This is a genomic window from Acinetobacter sp. NBRC 100985, from assembly GCF_000241225.1.
GTDB lineage: Bacteria > Pseudomonadota > Gammaproteobacteria > Pseudomonadales > Moraxellaceae > Acinetobacter > Acinetobacter venetianus.
The window spans coordinates 96,526-112,639 of the sequence record NZ_BAEB01000036.1 but is presented as its reverse complement, the minus strand read 5'-3'; the positions used below and the strand labels follow the sequence as shown (position 1 = coordinate 112,639).

Annotated in this window: 15 protein-coding genes; 9 read left to right on the top strand and 6 right to left on the bottom strand. The window is 39.6% G+C overall.

Annotated features, from left to right (window positions below):
* The first annotated feature begins 13 nt into the window (after positions 1 to 13).
* From ACT4_RS13390 to ACT4_RS13360, 7 genes are all read left to right on the top strand, one after another.
* Positions 14 to 1,474, top strand: coding sequence for a nitrous oxide reductase family maturation protein NosD (locus tag ACT4_RS13390; RefSeq protein WP_007482945.1), 1,461 nt, complete (start codon positions 14 to 16; stop codon positions 1,472 to 1,474).
* Between the two features lie 19 nt (positions 1,475 to 1,493).
* Complete coding sequence (locus tag ACT4_RS13385) at positions 1,494 to 2,822, top strand: carbohydrate porin (protein ID WP_007482944.1); 1,329 nt, start codon at positions 1,494 to 1,496, stop codon at positions 2,820 to 2,822.
* A 16-nt stretch (positions 2,823 to 2,838) separates the two neighbouring features.
* Positions 2,839 to 5,262 carry a glucose/quinate/shikimate family membrane-bound PQQ-dependent dehydrogenase gene (locus ACT4_RS13380; protein ID WP_007482942.1) on the top strand — a complete coding sequence of 808 codons (2,424 nt, stop codon included), beginning with the start codon at positions 2,839 to 2,841 and terminating at the stop codon, positions 5,260 to 5,262.
* 202 nt (positions 5,263 to 5,464) lie between these two features.
* Positions 5,465 to 5,965, top strand: coding sequence for a 2-oxo-4-hydroxy-4-carboxy-5-ureidoimidazoline decarboxylase (gene uraD / locus ACT4_RS13375; protein WP_007482940.1), 501 nt, complete (start codon positions 5,465 to 5,467; stop codon positions 5,963 to 5,965).
* On the top strand, positions 5,965 to 6,300 hold the full coding sequence (gene uraH, locus ACT4_RS13370) for a hydroxyisourate hydrolase (protein WP_007482939.1): 336 nt from the start codon (positions 5,965 to 5,967) through the stop codon (positions 6,298 to 6,300). The genes uraD and uraH overlap by 1 nt, the downstream gene beginning before the upstream one ends.
* A 52-nt stretch (positions 6,301 to 6,352) precedes the next feature.
* Positions 6,353 to 7,726 carry a nucleobase:cation symporter-2 family protein gene (locus tag ACT4_RS13365; protein WP_007482938.1) on the top strand — a complete coding sequence of 458 codons (1,374 nt, stop codon included), beginning with the start codon at positions 6,353 to 6,355 and terminating at the stop codon, positions 7,724 to 7,726.
* Positions 7,727 to 7,917: 191 nt separating this feature from the next.
* Positions 7,918 to 9,213 carry a hypothetical protein gene (locus ACT4_RS13360; protein ID WP_007482935.1) on the top strand — a complete coding sequence of 432 codons (1,296 nt, stop codon included), beginning with the start codon at positions 7,918 to 7,920 and terminating at the stop codon, positions 9,211 to 9,213.
* Between the two features lie 136 nt (positions 9,214 to 9,349).
* On the opposite strand, the gene ACT4_RS13355 is transcribed toward ACT4_RS13360, so the two are convergent.
* The 4 genes from ACT4_RS13355 to ACT4_RS13340 are packed head-to-tail and all read right to left on the bottom strand — an operon-like array spanning position 9,350 to position 11,935.
* Positions 9,350 to 9,955: an SCO family protein gene (locus ACT4_RS13355; protein ID WP_007482932.1), complete on the bottom strand. Its 606-nt coding sequence runs from the start codon at positions 9,953 to 9,955 to the stop codon at positions 9,350 to 9,352.
* A gap of 2 nt (positions 9,956 to 9,957) precedes the next feature.
* Positions 9,958 to 10,833 carry an alpha/beta fold hydrolase gene (locus ACT4_RS13350; RefSeq protein WP_007482930.1) on the bottom strand — a complete coding sequence of 292 codons (876 nt, stop codon included), beginning with the start codon at positions 10,831 to 10,833 and terminating at the stop codon, positions 9,958 to 9,960.
* A gap of 41 nt (positions 10,834 to 10,874) precedes the next feature.
* Positions 10,875 to 11,435, bottom strand: coding sequence for a DUF6436 domain-containing protein (locus ACT4_RS13345; RefSeq protein ID WP_139023482.1), 561 nt, complete (start codon positions 11,433 to 11,435; stop codon positions 10,875 to 10,877).
* A complete protein-coding gene (locus tag ACT4_RS13340; protein ID WP_007482925.1) occupies positions 11,432 to 11,935 on the bottom strand; it encodes a hypothetical protein in 504 nt (167 codons plus the stop codon). The genes ACT4_RS13345 and ACT4_RS13340 overlap by 4 nt, the downstream gene beginning before the upstream one ends.
* A 135-nt stretch (positions 11,936 to 12,070) precedes the next feature.
* On the opposite strand from ACT4_RS13340, the gene ACT4_RS13335 reads away from it, so the two are divergent.
* Positions 12,071 to 12,679 carry a TetR/AcrR family transcriptional regulator gene (locus ACT4_RS13335; protein WP_007482923.1) on the top strand — a complete coding sequence of 203 codons (609 nt, stop codon included), beginning with the start codon at positions 12,071 to 12,073 and terminating at the stop codon, positions 12,677 to 12,679.
* Positions 12,680 to 12,793: 114 nt separating this feature from the next.
* Here the strand turns inward: ACT4_RS13335 and hpxO are convergent, their stop codons facing one another.
* Positions 12,794 to 13,951 (bottom strand): FAD-dependent urate hydroxylase HpxO, encoded by a 1,158-nt coding sequence (hpxO, locus tag ACT4_RS13330; RefSeq protein ID WP_007482921.1) that lies wholly within the window; start codon positions 13,949 to 13,951, stop codon positions 12,794 to 12,796.
* Positions 13,952 to 14,177: 226 nt separating this feature from the next.
* A complete protein-coding gene (locus ACT4_RS13325; RefSeq protein WP_007482919.1) occupies positions 14,178 to 14,888 on the bottom strand; it encodes a FadR/GntR family transcriptional regulator in 711 nt (236 codons plus the stop codon).
* 160 nt (positions 14,889 to 15,048) lie between these two features.
* On the opposite strand from ACT4_RS13325, the gene alc reads away from it, so the two are divergent.
* The gene (gene alc / locus ACT4_RS13320) at positions 15,049 to 16,053 is read left to right on the top strand and encodes an allantoicase (RefSeq protein WP_007482917.1); all 1,005 of its coding nucleotides are present in this window, start codon (positions 15,049 to 15,051) and stop codon (positions 16,051 to 16,053) included.
* Positions 16,054 to 16,114: the final 61 nt, after the last annotated feature.

The window sequence follows — 16,114 nt, the reverse complement described above, 5'->3', positions numbered from 1 at the left end:
GGATTTGTTAGACATGAAATTGATTTCTTTACGTTTAAGTGCTTTAGCGATGGGTTTGGCTATATCTGGTTTGGCTACAGCAGAAACATATGTGGTTGATCGTTATCAAGATGATTCTGAAAAAGGCTCATTACGTTGGGCGATTGAGCAGGCAAATACTCAGCCGACTGTAAGCAGTGAAATTTTGATCCAAGCGGTAGGAAAAGCACCTTATGCAATTAAGGTCAATAGTCCGCTTCCAGAAATTAAAGCACCAGTAAAAATTATTGGTACACAGTGGGCCAAAACTGGTGAGCATATCGCGATTGATGGTTCAAACTATATTAAAGGCACAGGAGTAGAAGCTTGTCCGGGAGCAGTTGCAGGGCAATTTGGTACTAATGTTCGAACGACAACTTTACCAGGAATTGTTTTACGTGACATTAACGGTGTAACTATCCAAGGTTTAGAGATTCGTCATTTCTGTATTGGCATTTTGATGAATCGTGCGAGTAATAACCTCATTCAAAACAACCGCATTATGCATAACTATGGTGGTGCAGGAGTAATGCTGACGGGTGATGATGGCAAAGGCAATCCAACTGCAACGACGACCAATAACAATAAAGTGCTCGATAACTATTTCCAAGACAATGGTGATGGGCTTGAGTTAACACGTGGTGCGGCATTTAACTTAGTCGCAAATAATCATTTTATTTCAACTTCAGCAAACCCAGAGCCGTCACAAGGCATAGAAATTCTTTGGGGGAATGATAATGCCGTGGTTGGGAATAAATTTGAGAATTATTCAGATGGTTTACAAATCAACTGGGGTAAACGTAACTATATCGCCTACAACGAACTCACCAATAACTCAAATGGTTTTAACTTGACGGGTGATGGCAATATTTTGGATAGCAACAAAGTGCATGGCAATCGTATAGGAATCGCCATTCGTTCAGAAAAAGATGCAAATGCACATATCACACTGACTAAAAATCTAATTTGGGATAACGCCAAAGATATTAAACGCTGTGAGGCAGGTGGGAGTTGTGTTCCAAATCAACGTTTAGGCGCGATAGTTTTTGATGTTCCGGGCTTAGAACATGCGCATTTTGTGGGTTCTCGTGGGCATGGTGTGAAGATTGATCCTGCAAATTTACAGAAAACTTGCCAACAGCCAAATGAGCAAGGCTGTAATGCGCAGCCCAACCAAGCAATTCAAGCACCGAAATTGAGTTTCTCAAAAGGACAAGTGAATGTGGTTGTAATAGGGCAACCAAACCAGCGCTATCAAGTTGAATTATTTGGCAATCGTTTAGCGAGTTCAAATGAAGCAGAAATTTACTTAGGTTCAATTGTTGCTGCGACCAATGCACAAGGTGAGGCTAATGTTTCATGGAAACCAACAACAAAAGTAGCATCTCTAACTGCAAATGTAACTGATCAACTCGGTGCAACATCTGAACTTAGTACAGCGCTAAAAATGAAATAAAAAAGCACGGAGGCTTTTTATGAACTCAAATAAACTATTTATTAAATTAAGCTGCTTGGCAGTTGCTATCTGTACAGCGCAAAGCAGCTTTGCAAATGAACCGTGGTCACAAGATCGTCAATGGCTACTTGGTGATTGGAATGGTCAACGCCAACAACTTGAACAAGAGGGTTATAAGTTTACTGCATCGATTATGAGCCAAGGAGCGACCAATCTAGATGGCGGATATAACGATACCAACACATTTAAAAATGCAGCACAGTTAGCATTAGGTGCAAATTTTGATTTAGAAAAAATTGCAGGATGGAAAGATACAACAGCCAATATTGTCATTACAAAACGTGATGGTAATGCGCTGACTCTTGAGCAGATTAAAGACCCACGCTCAAGTGCATTAGGTAACTCACAAGAAATTTATGGTCGAGGCAAAATCTGGCGTTTAACTCAAGCATGGGTAAAAAAAGGTTTTGCTGATAATACGGTTCAATTCAAGATTGGACGTATGGGCATGTCTGATGACTTTAATAGTTCGCAATGTGAATTCCAAAATCTACTGCTATGCGGTGGTCAGCTTGGAAAATCAATAGGATCTATTTGGTACAACTGGCCTGTAGGGATTTGGGGAACCAATATCAAGTATCAGTTTTCCCCTGAATGGACGCTTGGAGTCGGTGTCTATGAAGTAAATCCTGACAATGTAAAAACCGAAAAAGACAGTGACGGTTTTAATTTGGATATGGATAACGTGAAAGGCGCAACGATTCCAGTAGAACTGGCGTGGCGACCTAAACTAACGATATTTAATGGTTTGCCGGGAGAATATAAGGTTGGTGCATTGTATTCGACTGCTGAAGCAAATGATATTGCGACGACCGATAAAGTCCATGATGGCAAGCATAGTTTTTGGTTGAATACTCAGCAGCAACTCACGCAGAAAGGCGACGATGCAAAACGCGGTTTATACGCCAGTTTTAATGTCGTTGTGAATGATAAAGCCACTACGGCAGTTCAAAGCACTCAGCAACTCGCACTTTGGTACAAAGGGGCTTTTGATAGTCGTCCACATGATTCGATTGGTTTTGGTATTGCCAATTATTTAGTCAATGATCGTTATAAAGATCGTCAAATCGCAACCAATACCAGTCGTGGTTATGACGAATATGATGCATTCGCAATAGATTATGTCCCAGTTCAACGAGATGAACTCAATGTTGAGCTGAACTATAGCTATCAATGGTCACCAGCAGTCATGTTAAGACCAAACCTACAATATATTCATCAACCCGCGGGTGTAAAAGAGGTAGATGATGCTTGGGTTGCTGGATTGAGCATGCGAGTGAATTTCTAATATAGGAGTATGAAGTATGTCTGAATCTACAAGCTCACATACCATACTGAAGATATGGTGTCTGATTTTAGGCTTAGTATTACTGCTCACAGGACTGTTTTTTACAGTCGGTGGCGCTAAGCTAGTAACATTAGGGGGATCATGGTATTTCGTGATCTCTGGTGTATTTACGTTAGCATCAGCAATTTTCATTTTTAAAAAGAAAGCAGTTGGCGTTTGGCTATTCAGCTTAGTGTTCATCGGTACGATTATTTGGTCACTTCTTGATGCGGGTTGGGAATTTTGGCCCTTATTTTCACGTTTGATGTTCCCAGCGGGTTTGTTTGCGGCATTGATGTTTACATTACCTTCGATTCGTCGTTATCAAATTCAACCGAGTGCTGATTTAGCTGCTTATGGCTTAGGTGTACTGACTGTTCTAGGCATGTGTGTCGGTCTCTACCAAATGTTCCAACCTCATGCGACTGTTTCAGCTTCAGGTCAGGAACTACCATTAGTTCCAGTTAAAACAGACATGATGCAGACCAATTGGCAGCATTATGGACAGGATTCGGGCGGTAGTCGCTTTGCCGCATTAGATCAAATTACTCGAGATAATGTTCATCAGTTAAAAGAAGTATGGCGTTTTCGTACAGGTGATTTTACGACGGGTACAGGCAATGGTGCAGAAGATCAAATGACACCTTTACAAGTCGGCAATAAGATTTTCTTGTGTACACCACATAACAATATTTTTGCTTTAGAGGCTGACTCTGGCAAGCAATTGTGGAAAGCAGAAGTTAATTCAAAAGCGGATGCGTGGGAACGTTGTCGTGGTGTTGCTTATTTTGATTCGACTCAACCTTTAGCCCAGCCAACATTAGCTGGTGCCACACCCGTTAAAACGGTTGCAACAGATACAGCATGTTTAAGACGTGTGTATACCAATACACCAGATGGACGATTAATTGCAGTAAATGCGGATACAGGAGAACGTTGTAAAGATTTTGGTGTGAACGGTACGGTGGACTTACTCAAAGGTTTAGGCGAGGGTACCAAAGCGCCACGTTTTGAAGTAACTTCAGCCCCAACGATTGCGGGAACAGTGCTCGTCGTTGGAAGCCGAATTGCAGATAACTTCGCAGCAGATATGCCGGGTGGAGTGATTCGTGCATACGATGTCATTACAGGTGAATTACGTTGGGTGTTTGATCCACGAAATCCTGATCCAAATTACATGCTTAAAGAAGGCGAAACATACAAACGTAGTTCGGCGAACTCTTGGGCAGCGATGTCATATGATCCGCAAATGAATACCGTGTTTTTACCAATGGGTAGCTCATCTGTCGATGTTTGGGGCGGCAATCGTCAACCTTTAGATCATAAATACAATTCATCTGTTTTAGCTTTAGATGCGACAACAGGTAAAGAAAAATGGGTTTATCAAACGGTTCATAATGACTTATGGGATTTTGATTTACCGATGCAGCCAAGTTTGGTGAACTTCCCGATGAAAGATGGCAGCAATAAACCTGCTGTTGTAATTGGAACTAAATCAGGTCAATTCTTTGTCTTAGACCGCTTAACAGGGCAGCCTTTGACAAAAGTGATTGAACAACCTGTCAAGCCAGCGGATATCGAAGGTGAACAATATAGCCCAACGCAACCTCGATCAGTTGAAATGCCACAAATTGGTAATGCAACTTTGACTGAGTCTGATATGTGGGGTGCGACACCTTTTGATCAGCTGATGTGTCGTATCAATTTTAAATCGATGCGTTACGAAGGCTTATATACAGCACCTGGCAAAGACAAATCTTTGAGTTTCCCAGGCTCATTGGGTGGTATGAATTGGGGCAGTATTGCGTTTGATCCAAGTCATCAATACATGTTTGTGAATGACATGCGTTTAGGCTTATGGATTCAGTTAATTGAACAGACACCTGAAGATTTAGCGCTTGAAGCTAATGGTGGTGAGAAAGTGAATACAGGTATGGGTGCAGTACCAATGAAAGGTACACCATATAAAGTTAACAAAGATCGCTTTTGGTCCAAGTTGAATATTCCATGCCAAAAACCGCCGTATGGAACAATGACTGCAATCGATATGAAAACGCGTCAAATTGCATGGCAAGTTCCAATGGGTACTGTAGAAGATACTGGTCCAATGGGAATCAAAATGGGGCTTAAAGCACCAATTGGGATGCCAACGATCGGTGGGCCGATGGCAACGCAAGGTGGTTTAGTCTTCTTTGCTGCGACACAAGACTACTATTTACGTGCCTTAGATTCATCTACAGGTAAAGTCTTATGGAAGTCTCGTTTACCAGTGGGTAGCCAAGCAACACCGATTAGTTATGTTTCCCCTAAATCAGGGAAGCAATATGTATTGATTACCGCTGGTGGTGCACGTCAATCGCCAGATCATGGTGATTATGTGATTGCTTATAGCTTAAATTAAGCGTTTAATTGATCTGTTCTAAAGCCTGCAAAATTTTATTTTTGCAGGCTTTTTTATTTAAATCATGCAAGCCATGTATTTTATAAAATCTCATAATCGATAATCAAAAAGATGAAACCAAACTAGAAAATTGGCATATTCATTGCTTAATATAAATACATCTGGTCAGACCAGTCAGACAATGCAATAAATTGGAGCAAAAATGGACTTGGAACAATTCAATCAATTGGATACAACGCATGCCGAAGCGGCATTAAGCCCATGTGTCCATATTCATTCATGGATTGAGCATTTAGTTCAGCATCGTCCATATTCAACTCGTGATGCATTGTATCAGACTGCCAAAATTCAAGCTCAAACATGGCAATGGTCAGAGATAGCAAATGCTTTAGCGCAGCACCCTCGGATCGGTGAGAAAAAAGCAGCGAGTGCATTGTCTGAAAAAGAACAGCGCTTTTCAGCCAAAGAGCAAGGGCAACTTGGGACAGATGAAGAGCTTCAACAAGCACTGTATCAGGGCAATTTAGATTACGAATCTAAATTTGGACATATATTTTTAATTCGTGCGGCAGGGCGAACTGGCGCAGAAATGTTAGCTGAGCTACAACGCCGTTTAAACAATAGTGTGGTGCAGGAGCAGCAAGAAGTTCAGCAACAATTGGCTGAGATTGCACTTATTCGCTTAAAACAGGAGATTCAATAATGGCTGGTATTAGTACGCACATTCTAAATGCTTCACTCGGAAAACCAGCAGTTGGAGTTACTGTCAAATTATTTCGAAAAGTAGAGCAACAATACATGCTATCTGATGAGCAACAGACGGATGCTGATGGACGTATTAAGGCATTTGAGTTTGAGTCTTTTACGCAAGGGAATTACCAACTGATTTTTGAAATTTCAGACTATTTTCAATCGTTAAATACAGAGAGTTTTTATCCGAGAGTGTGCATTGATTTTAAAGTGCTTGATACACAACAGCATTATCACGTACCGCTATTAATCAGTCCATTTTCTTACTCAACCTACCGTGGCAGCTAATTTAGAAATTAACCGATGTAGACATGATTAATCTTATTTGAGGAATAACTTCATGCATCAAGACAAAGTGCACAGTGATGTCGATATGGATGTTTCAGCAGAACATCAATATTTGGGGATGAACAAAAATATCATCTATGGTTTGCAACATGTGCTGACCATGTATGGTGGAATTATCGCTCCACCACTGATTATTGGTGCAGCCGCAGGTTTAGACGGTTCGGAAATCGCATTATTAGTTGCTGCAGCACTGTTCGTCGGGGGAATTGCCACAGTTTTACAAACCATTGGTTTTAAACATTTCGGGGCGAAATTACCCATTGTGCAAGGTGTCTCTTTTGCAGGGGTTGCCACGATTCTTGCCATTGTCAGTACTGGTGGTGGGCTACCATCTGCATTTGGTGCCGTCATTGTGGCTTCGATTATCGGATTATTTCTAACTCCTTTTTTTGCCAAGATCATTCGATTCTTTCCGCCCGTCGTGACGGGTTGTGTGATTACCATGATCGGTATATCGCTTACACCTGTAGCGATTCGTTGGATTATGGGGGGAAATCCAAAGGCAGAAAACTGGGGCGATCCAGCAAATGTCGGACTTGCTGTTATGACTCTGGCAATCGTGATCATCTTTAGTATGTTACGCAGTCAAATTCTACGTCGACTGGCAATTTTAATTGCTATTGTATTGGGTACGATTCTGGCTTATTTCGCTGGCTTTGCAGATTTCTCCAAAGTTGCATCAGGTTCTATTTTTGCTTTACCTAGCTTTTTCCACTTTGGTTCTCCAGTTTTTGAATTCTCTGCAATTCTTTCTATGACTATCGTGACTTTAGTCATCATGACGGAAACAACAGCGGATATTATTGCGATCGGAGAGATCGTGGGCACTAAAGTTGATTCAAAACGTATCGGCGATGGTTTGCGTGCAGATATGTTGTCGAGTGCAGTTTCACCGATCTTTGGTTCATTTATGCAAACCGCATTTGCCCAAAATGTAGGGCTGGTTGCGATTACAGGCATCAAAAGTCGTTTTGTAGTTGCAACTGCAGGTGGAATCTTAATCGTGTTGGGATTATTGCCAATCGTAGGTCGTTTAGTGGCTTCGATACCAATGCCAGTACTAGGGGGCGCGGGAATCGTGTTATTTGGTACAGTGGCGGCGAGTGGTATTCGTACTTTGGCGAAAGTTGATTATAACGATCACAAGAACTTAATTATTGTGGCGACTTCGTTGGCTATCGGGATGATTCCAATCGTAAATCATGAGTTCTATGCACAGTTTCCGATTTGGGTACAAACACTTCTTCATTCAGGCATTAGCTCCGCTTGCCTCACTGCCATTTTCTTAAATATTGTGTTTAACCACTTACCGTTTACCAAGAAGTCTTCGGAAATTGCAACACTACCTGTTAATTCAGGTCATTAATTTCAACCTTAATGACCTCAGTTTTTAACAAGCAACGTTTTTAATTTTAATCATCAACCATTTAAAAATCGCTTATTCAATTTTGAATAGGTCTTGGGGAGCTTTTGACTTCAAAAAAGTTAAAAGTTGGGGTTTTGACAACTTAAAAAATGGATTGAGTTGATTTTTAAATGCATCATTCGGGGAACTTTATGAAAAATTTTACTTTGAAATCTGCAACTTTGCTGATTGCAATGGGGAGTATGAATCAGGTTTGGGCTGCGGATACCAGCTTAAATGGACTCTTTAATTTAGGGCAGGACTGTAAAGTCCAAGATAATTCAGTGCAATCCGTACAAGAAATGTTGGGATGTGGAACGCTACATGGTGTAGTGAAATCGACCTATTACTCGTTAAATAATGGTTATTTTGTCAATAATTTGAACCAAGATACGGTCGCCATTGGTGGTTATGTCCGATATGAAACAGCGCCATTTCTCGGTGTACAAGCAGCGGTTGGTTATGACTTACAACGTCGTTTAGATGATAAAAATCAAAATGATGAAGTTGACGAGTTAAAAGAAGATCGTGATGGTTTAGCTGAAGCATATTTGACTTGGAAAAATGATCTTGCGCGAGTCACCATTGGTAATCAACGTTTGAATTTACCGTTTATGGGAGATTATGCAGACCGTCGTGTTTTGATGTATTTATACCAAGCCGCAGATGTTCAGGTCGGCAATAATACTGACTTTTTACGTCTAACCAAGGTGAATAAATACAAAAGCTATGGCGAAGATGAATTTACTAAGACATCTCGTCAAAACTCAAATATCGAAACAGATGGTTTATGGTCATTTGGTTTGGGTAAAAGTTTTTATTTAGCCAGTGATAAAAAATTAAAGGCGCAGCTTTGGTATCAAGATTATGATGATTACACGCGTTTGATCTATACCCAAGCCGATCTATCTTTTCCCAAATTAAATTATTCGCCAGAGTTTTCTGTGCAATATATTTCAGGTAAAGATCAAGGCAAAGCATTGGCAGGTGAGGTGAATAGTCAAATTTTTGGTGCACAAGCTGCGTTGAAAGTATTGTCTAAAGCGAGTTTGAAAGTGGCCTATAACTACATCAAACCAGACAGCGAAAGTTATTTAAATGGTGCTTTATTAACGCCGTACGCAACCAAAACTTCTTCAGGGGAAATCTTCGCACAACCATTTTTTACCAGCACACAAGATCTCGGTGCAGGAAATGCATTTATGCTTTCACTTGAAGGTAAAGTAACTGATCAAGTAATCGCAGGGGCACGTTATTCATTTATGGATTTGAAAGAAAAAGAGAATGTAGCAAGTCGAAATCAATCTGAATATATGATTTTCGGGATCTATAATTTTACAGGTGCTTTAAAAGGTTTCAGTGTGAGTAATTTCTTTGGTATCCAAACTTCACCACGTTATGAAAAAGACTTTTTACAAAACCGCTTTACATTGAGTTATAAGTTTTAAGCACTCGCTTAGATGGATTGAGTTGAATTAAAATTTACTGTCACTTTTAAACCACTTTTTAACTGAGTGGTTTAAAAAAAGGTTGAATATATTTTAATGAAGAAGATATTGAAATGTATTCAACCTTTGAAATCATTTAGTGATTTTCTTTTAGTGATGTTATGTCTTTGAGAATTGTCGATGATGTCGTTCGATTGGGATAAATCGCTCTAACACGACCGTTTTGATCTAATAAATATATAAATCCATTATGGTCAAATAACGCTTTGCCATCAATTTCTCTTCCTTTCGGATAGACAACACCATAGAGTTTTGTCAGATTTGAAATCTCTTGTTCAGTTCCAGTAATACCAATAATTTTTGAGTCAAACTTATGAATGTAATCTGCGAGTTCATCAAGATTATGAGATGAGTCAAAAGACACAAAGATCACGTTAATATCTTTAGTCTCTTTTCCGAGCTCTTTGATAACTTGATGTAACCGCATTAATCCAATAGGACAAACTTCCTCACAATTTGTATAGCCGAAAGTCATTAAAGTGATTTGGCCCTTTAACTCTCTTGAGTCGAGTGGCTTACCTAATGTAGATGGTAAGTAAAAGTGACCGCCTAATGAGGTATTAATAGGAGTATTCAGCATTGATGTATTGTCTTGATTGTCTTCTCTAGATTTCAAAAGAACAATTAGGATTAAACAAATGATTATGAAAAAAATCGCAAAAATCAATTTGTACTTTTTCATATTCAATCCTTCTTGTTTACTGTAATCCATTCAAGAACATCAATCCATAATTTCTCTGATTCAGGTCTGAAATATCCCATGTGTCCAACTTTAGGCAATGATGGTGTGAGAAGAATATCTTTACAGGTCACATCTGCATTTTTATATCCTTTGATGAAAGCATCGCGTGATCGTGGTGTTGCCCATGAGTCGTCGACAGCATTCGCCGCAACAATAGGGACTTTAACTTCCGCAAATTTTTCTTTCATTGCTGTAGACACTTTGGGATCATCAAAAAAGTAATGTGGATATTTGCACCATTTACGCCATTGTTGATAAACCCCAAAAGGTAAATCCTCTCCCATACCAAGCATGGACATAGGTGTATATCCTTTTAAGAATGTGAGGGTTGGCAAAATCGCATTCCACATAATATTTACACGTATAGATTCATACTTTGGCATCCAACCACGCCAACCAGCACCAGTCGCAAAAACGTACATTCCTGCAATTTTTTGGTGATTTGGCAGTTGACCAAAAGCATGGCCACCAAATGAATGTGCGACCATGAATGTTTCAGATTTATCATCAACGATTTCATCTACAACCGCCGCAAGATCCAGTGTTGCCCAGTCAGTAAAACTTGCTTTGAATCCGTTAAGATCTTGGGTTTTAGATTTACTAATACCTCTATAGTCAAAAGTGATTGTGCGATAACCATTTTTAGCTGCGAATCTGGAGAATCTTCTATAGAAGTCTTGAGGTACACCCGTTGCACCAGCAATGATGATATTTGCAATTGGAGCAGGAGGTTCATAGCTAGTTGCTGCTAACTTGAAATCATCAGAGGTCGTGATCGTGAAAGAGTTTACGGTTATGGCTTCAGTGTTGTGAGACATAATATATAGACCTTAATCAATGAAAATATGAGTAAAATTAATCAGGCTAAATTGGGTTTAATCGGGCAATAACAGCCTTTTTCTAACCAATTCAGAATAGGTTTTTGTGGTTCAGCTTCTAAAATAGATAGACCTAAAATTTTCTGAACATTGGTCGTACACATATCACCAGCAGTAACAGGACCTGCATAAACTAATCTTTCATGATCCGTTACTAAAAGCGTAGGCGTTGCAGGAATCTCATTGATGATGTTCTGCCAACCGATTTGTTTTGCTTTAGGTGAATGAATATCGAGGACGGTAAGCTGGATTTTTGACTTTGTAGAACTCTGCATCGCTGCTTTTAATATGTTGAGAGTTGCTTGCGTACAAGCACAGTTCATATCAGCAATGAAATACAAATTCACTGATTTTTCGGTTGGAGCTACTTTTAAAATATTTCTTTCCAAATTATCACTAAAGTATGTATGTGGATTCTGACTCAATGGGATATACCAAGTGTTTAATGAGTCTTGCCACTTACTCAATGCGACTAATAACATCGGAGCTAGGAGTGCGAGTAAGATAATTAGGTGATCAATCGTTTCATCTTTCATCTTCATGACCAAAAAAACCACCAGTTGTCCCACGTAGATGGCCAGATCAATTCAAGAACAATAATAGTGATGATGAATAAACCGATATTGACTAACCATGTACGACGGCTAAACGGTAATGATTTGGTGAAACGGGTGTATTGTAAGTAAAGTGTATAAATGAGCAGCAATGTTGCGAAGATAACTTGTAAAAAGATTGCAAAATTAATCCTAGGTAAAACAACAGCTGGACTTGCAAATAAATAATGCCCAAGAGAAATCCAATTCGCCAACACAAATGAATGTATAAGTACAAAACTATACTCAATTTTCCCCATATAAATTCGGTCAATCGCGCGATGCGCTAACAATGCAAGTGGTATCCATAATGCTCCAACAATTGGTGCAGTTAACCAAGCTGGTTCAGGATATTGATCAAAAAAATAAACATTATCGAAAAAATGCAATGCTGAGGCGTATAATGTTAGCCAAATGAGCATCTTATACAATTTGATTTGTAGCTCCATAAACTCATGCCTGAATTAAGAGTAGAAAGGGTTACGTAGTATTTAAAATTAATTATGCTATATGGCATAATTAAGGTGATGCTAGACTATGTCGCATGACATAGTCAACGGTTTTTTATGGTTTGGAGTTTTATAATGGCCTTGAGCACGCGTAATAAAATGATTGCAGGCACTATGGAGCTCATTCGTAGACGTGGACTAAATGCAACAAGCGTTAGAGAAGTTGTCCGATATACGGATACGCCAAGAGGTTCGATCAAGCATCATTTTCCCAATGGAAAATTGCAGTTAGTCATCGAAGCCGTACAGCTTGGTGGCGATGAGGTGAGTAAACCTTTAAAAGCAGTGATGGAGCAAAATAGCAGTATTGAAGGCTTAGCATTATTTATTGGATGGTGGCGGAAAATTTTAAATGATACGGAGTACAAAGCAGGCTGTCCGATTTTGGCTGTGGCATCCGAACAGTATATCGGTGAGGATGGTAATCCCTCAGACGAAGCTGAAGAACAATTGTTGGTGTTGGTGGATAAGATTTTTAAAGATTGGCAGAAAATATTAGTCGAAGCCTTATGCCGAGATGGATTGAACCAACAAAGAGCGACTGGGTTGGCGGATTTAATCATTGCATCTATTGAAGGGACTGTAGCGATATGCCGTGCTGCTAGAAGCACGTCTTCTTTGGATAATGTTGAGCAAGAACTGAAAATAATATTAAAGATGGCTTTAGATAGTGCTCAACCGTAGATCTAAAAATTATATCTAGGTGATCTTTTGAGCATGCAACAACAGACGTGCTTAGAAAAGCTAAAAATGAATAAAAAAACCCCCATTAAAGGGGGGGGTTAAAACTTGTTGTTATCAATCTAAAGGATTTCCCACAATATTGCTAATAATTCCTTGCATGATGTGTGATCCTTGTTCTGTATAGAGTGATTGATACCATTCTTCAGTCACTTTTTGATCTTTCATATGTGTTACATCGCAACGTTTACGCGCACGTAGTACCATTTCTTTGGTGCGATCATTACGTTTATTTTGATAACGCTCAAGCGCATCATCCAATCCAAAAGTATTTATCTGCAAAGCGCGTGCCAAGTAAATCGCATCTTCCATCGCTTGGCAACCACCTTGACCTATATCAGGAGTCGTACTGTGCGCCGCATCGCCTAATAACACCACGCGACCTTTATAAAAATTCATAAAAGGTTCAATGTCATGAATTTCGACACGATTGGTTCTTTGTTCGTCTAAGCAATCAATCAATTGATGCACAGGTGCACACCAGTCTTGAAAATGCTTTTTCAATTCAGTTTTATATTGATCACGTTGGTTAGGTAAACCGACCTCTATGGGTACATCAAAGAAGAAATAGAATCGATTTTCAGCGACAGGCATGAGAGATACACGTTTTCCTTCACCTACATAAGTTGTCCATTGTTGTGCTGGTGCAATAGCCTCATTAATTTCAATCAAACCATTCCAGTTTACATAGCCTGCGTAGCGGCGTTCCACTTGATAGCCAAGAACAAATTTACGTGTAATTGAATGTGTGCCATCTGCACCAATTAAAAGATCAGCTTGGACTTGAGAACCATCGTGAAAATGCAAACAGACATGATTAGCATGATCTTCAATTGCCATCATTTTCATACCGAGTTTGATATCTTCCATACCGAATTGCTGCATCAATAATTGTTGTAAGTCAGCACGAGCAACAGGGTAGGCTCGTTGCCCAACTTCTTTATAGAGTGGAGTTAAGCTGAATTGAGTCATGGTGTGCTGATTCAGTCCATCAACATAGGCAAGAGATTGCATATCTCCGCCCAATGCTTGAATCTGATCAGTCAGCCCTAAATAGTTAAGGCACTTTACACCATTTGACCAAAGTGAAATCGCAGCTCCAACAGGTAGAATCTCAGCAGCTTGTTCGTAGATCGTGACTTGATGACCAAACTTTTTTAAAGCGATACCAGCCGTTAAACCGCCCATACCTGCACCAACAATCGCAATATTCATTTTTAGACCCTAAATATTTTATCAATTCATCAAAAATTTCTAAGGAGTATTAAGCGAGAAGCGTGCCAATTTTATAAACTGGTTTTACTGGTCATACCAGTAGTTTTGCATCATTAGAATGCAAGATAGGGTGAGGCGCAATATCATTGTTCAGAACGTGAAATAAAGTGGTGCAACTTGTACTGATCTTATCGGTTAGACATATTCAAAGTTAATTTGCGTACGTTTAGCTATCATGTCGAGAAAAATAAACACCAGCTCTTTGTGCAGCACCAATAATATGTGCGCGCATGGCTTTTTCAGCAGCAGGTGCGTCTTGTTGGAAAAGTGCTTGCAATATCAAATCATGTTCTTGAATGGTCTTGAATGCTAAGTTTGGTTGAACAAATGGAAGAATTTGACTCTTTTTAATCCATTCAGTATGCATTTTAAGAGTTTGAATAATAGATTGATTGTGACTCAACTCGATCACATGTTGATGAAACGCATAGTCAAATTCAGAAGCGGCTTGCCAGTCCTGTTCTTTGACTGCATGTGCTAGATTTTCATAATATTGCTGCAATATTGTTTTATCTTGTTCAGTTAAATATTCACATGCAAGTAGGGCACAAAAGCCTTCAAGTACATAGCGTAATTGATAAAAGTCTTTTAATGAAACTCGATGTTCTCCATCCCATTGTTCAGCCGCTTGGCTATGTTGTGAGATGACATAAACGCCTTTACCTGCTTTGATTTCTAAGAGACCTAAGGCTGCAAGACGAGTCAGGGCTTCACGTAAAGAGGCGCGGCTTATGCCGAGTTGTGCCGCTAAATCACGTTGCGAGGGCAAGGCTGATCCAATCGCATAGCTGCCTTGTTGAATGCGTTGATGAATCACTTCCACAGCTTGCTCAGTCACCTGAGATGATTTTCCATTGAGCACAGCTTGTGGGTTCATTGGCGACGCATCCAAAAATAATAAACAGTTTGATTCTACACAAAAATTACGATTTTTTTAGTGACTCAATTAAAAATTAGGAATATTTTTATAACAGGTCAGACCAGTTGGACTGGTTTTTGCATAATTGAATTGAAGTAAAAATATTTAGGATTGATCAATGACGGTGCATATAGCGAAAACAGTAACTTTACCAGATCATTTACAGGGTTTAACGAATTTGGCTGATACCCGAATTGGTGCAACCATTGTGTCTTGTTCAGATGATTTTTTCGCAGAAGCCAAAAGAATGCTTCAAACTGAACCCGCCAAGTTCATCGAAGGTAAATATGATGATAATGGTAAATGGATGGATGGTTGGGAAACTCGACGTAAACGCGAAGCAGGCTATGACTGGTGTGTTGTCCGTTTAGGAGTTACTGGAACAGTCTCTGGTTTTGACATTGATACTTCATTTTTCACAGGAAATTATCCTGCATCGGCGTCCATTGAAGGATGTTATGCACCAGATGAGCAACTCGATCAAGTGGAGTGGATTTCATTATTAGAAAACTCAGTATTGTCACCCGATCATCATCATTTTTTTAAGTGTCATCCTCAAAAGATTACGCATATCCGCATCAATATTTTTCCAGACGGGGGAATTGCCCGTTTACGTGTCTATGGAAATGTCGTTTTAGAGCATGTAGATACGACTCAGCAAATGGATCTAATTGGATTGAAAAATGGTGGGCGAGTTGTTGCTTTTAGCGATGCACATTTTGGTCATCCCAATAACTTATTAAGTCCTGATCGTGGCATCAATATGGGTGATGGATGGGAAACTAAGCGTCGCCGTGAACCTGGATTTGATTGGTGCATTATTGCTTTAGGGCAGGCGGGGCATGTAGAAAAAATTGAAGTTGATACCGCTTATTTTAAAGGGAATTACCCTGCATTTTGTTCAATCCAAGCTGCGTATATTGAGGATGCAACCGATGCGCAATTGATTCCTCAAAGTATGTTTTGGTCTTTTTTATTGGAGCAGCAACCTTTATCCATGGATGCAATTCATGAATATCTTGCAGAAATTTTACAGCATCAAAAAGTGAATTATATCCGTGTAAATATGATTCCTGATGGTGGGATTAGTCGCATTCGTTTATGGGGAAAAATTATTAAGTAGTATTAGATATGAAATTTAGGTATTTATTTACTATCGCGGAGGCGGCATGGATGCCGCCCGT

What these genes read in the sequence shown, in the direction of transcription:
- ACT4_RS13390 (WP_007482945.1), top strand. Translation starts at nt 14, where the DNA reads ATGAAATTGATTTCTTTACGTTTAAGTGCTTTAGCGATGGGTTTGGCT.
- ACT4_RS13385 (WP_007482944.1), top strand. Translation starts at nt 1,494, where the DNA reads ATGAACTCAAATAAACTATTTATTAAATTAAGCTGCTTGGCAGTTGCT.
- ACT4_RS13380 (WP_007482942.1), top strand. Translation starts at nt 2,839, where the DNA reads ATGTCTGAATCTACAAGCTCACATACCATACTGAAGATATGGTGTCTG.
- uraD (WP_007482940.1), top strand. Translation starts at nt 5,465, where the DNA reads ATGGACTTGGAACAATTCAATCAATTGGATACAACGCATGCCGAAGCG.
- uraH (WP_007482939.1), top strand. Translation starts at nt 5,965, where the DNA reads ATGGCTGGTATTAGTACGCACATTCTAAATGCTTCACTCGGAAAACCA.
- ACT4_RS13365 (WP_007482938.1), top strand. Translation starts at nt 6,353, where the DNA reads ATGCATCAAGACAAAGTGCACAGTGATGTCGATATGGATGTTTCAGCA.
- ACT4_RS13360 (WP_007482935.1), top strand. Translation starts at nt 7,918, where the DNA reads ATGAAAAATTTTACTTTGAAATCTGCAACTTTGCTGATTGCAATGGGG.
- ACT4_RS13355 (WP_007482932.1), bottom strand. Translation starts at nt 9,955, where the DNA reads ATGAAAAAGTACAAATTGATTTTTGCGATTTTTTTCATAATCATTTGT.
- ACT4_RS13350 (WP_007482930.1), bottom strand. Translation starts at nt 10,833, where the DNA reads ATGTCTCACAACACTGAAGCCATAACCGTAAACTCTTTCACGATCACG.
- ACT4_RS13345 (WP_139023482.1), bottom strand. Translation starts at nt 11,435, where the DNA reads ATGAAGATGAAAGATGAAACGATTGATCACCTAATTATCTTACTCGCA.
- ACT4_RS13340 (WP_007482925.1), bottom strand. Translation starts at nt 11,935, where the DNA reads ATGGAGCTACAAATCAAATTGTATAAGATGCTCATTTGGCTAACATTA.
- ACT4_RS13335 (WP_007482923.1), top strand. Translation starts at nt 12,071, where the DNA reads ATGGCCTTGAGCACGCGTAATAAAATGATTGCAGGCACTATGGAGCTC.
- hpxO (WP_007482921.1), bottom strand. Translation starts at nt 13,951, where the DNA reads ATGAATATTGCGATTGTTGGTGCAGGTATGGGCGGTTTAACGGCTGGT.
- ACT4_RS13325 (WP_007482919.1), bottom strand. Translation starts at nt 14,888, where the DNA reads ATGAACCCACAAGCTGTGCTCAATGGAAAATCATCTCAGGTGACTGAG.
- alc (WP_007482917.1), top strand. Translation starts at nt 15,049, where the DNA reads ATGACGGTGCATATAGCGAAAACAGTAACTTTACCAGATCATTTACAG.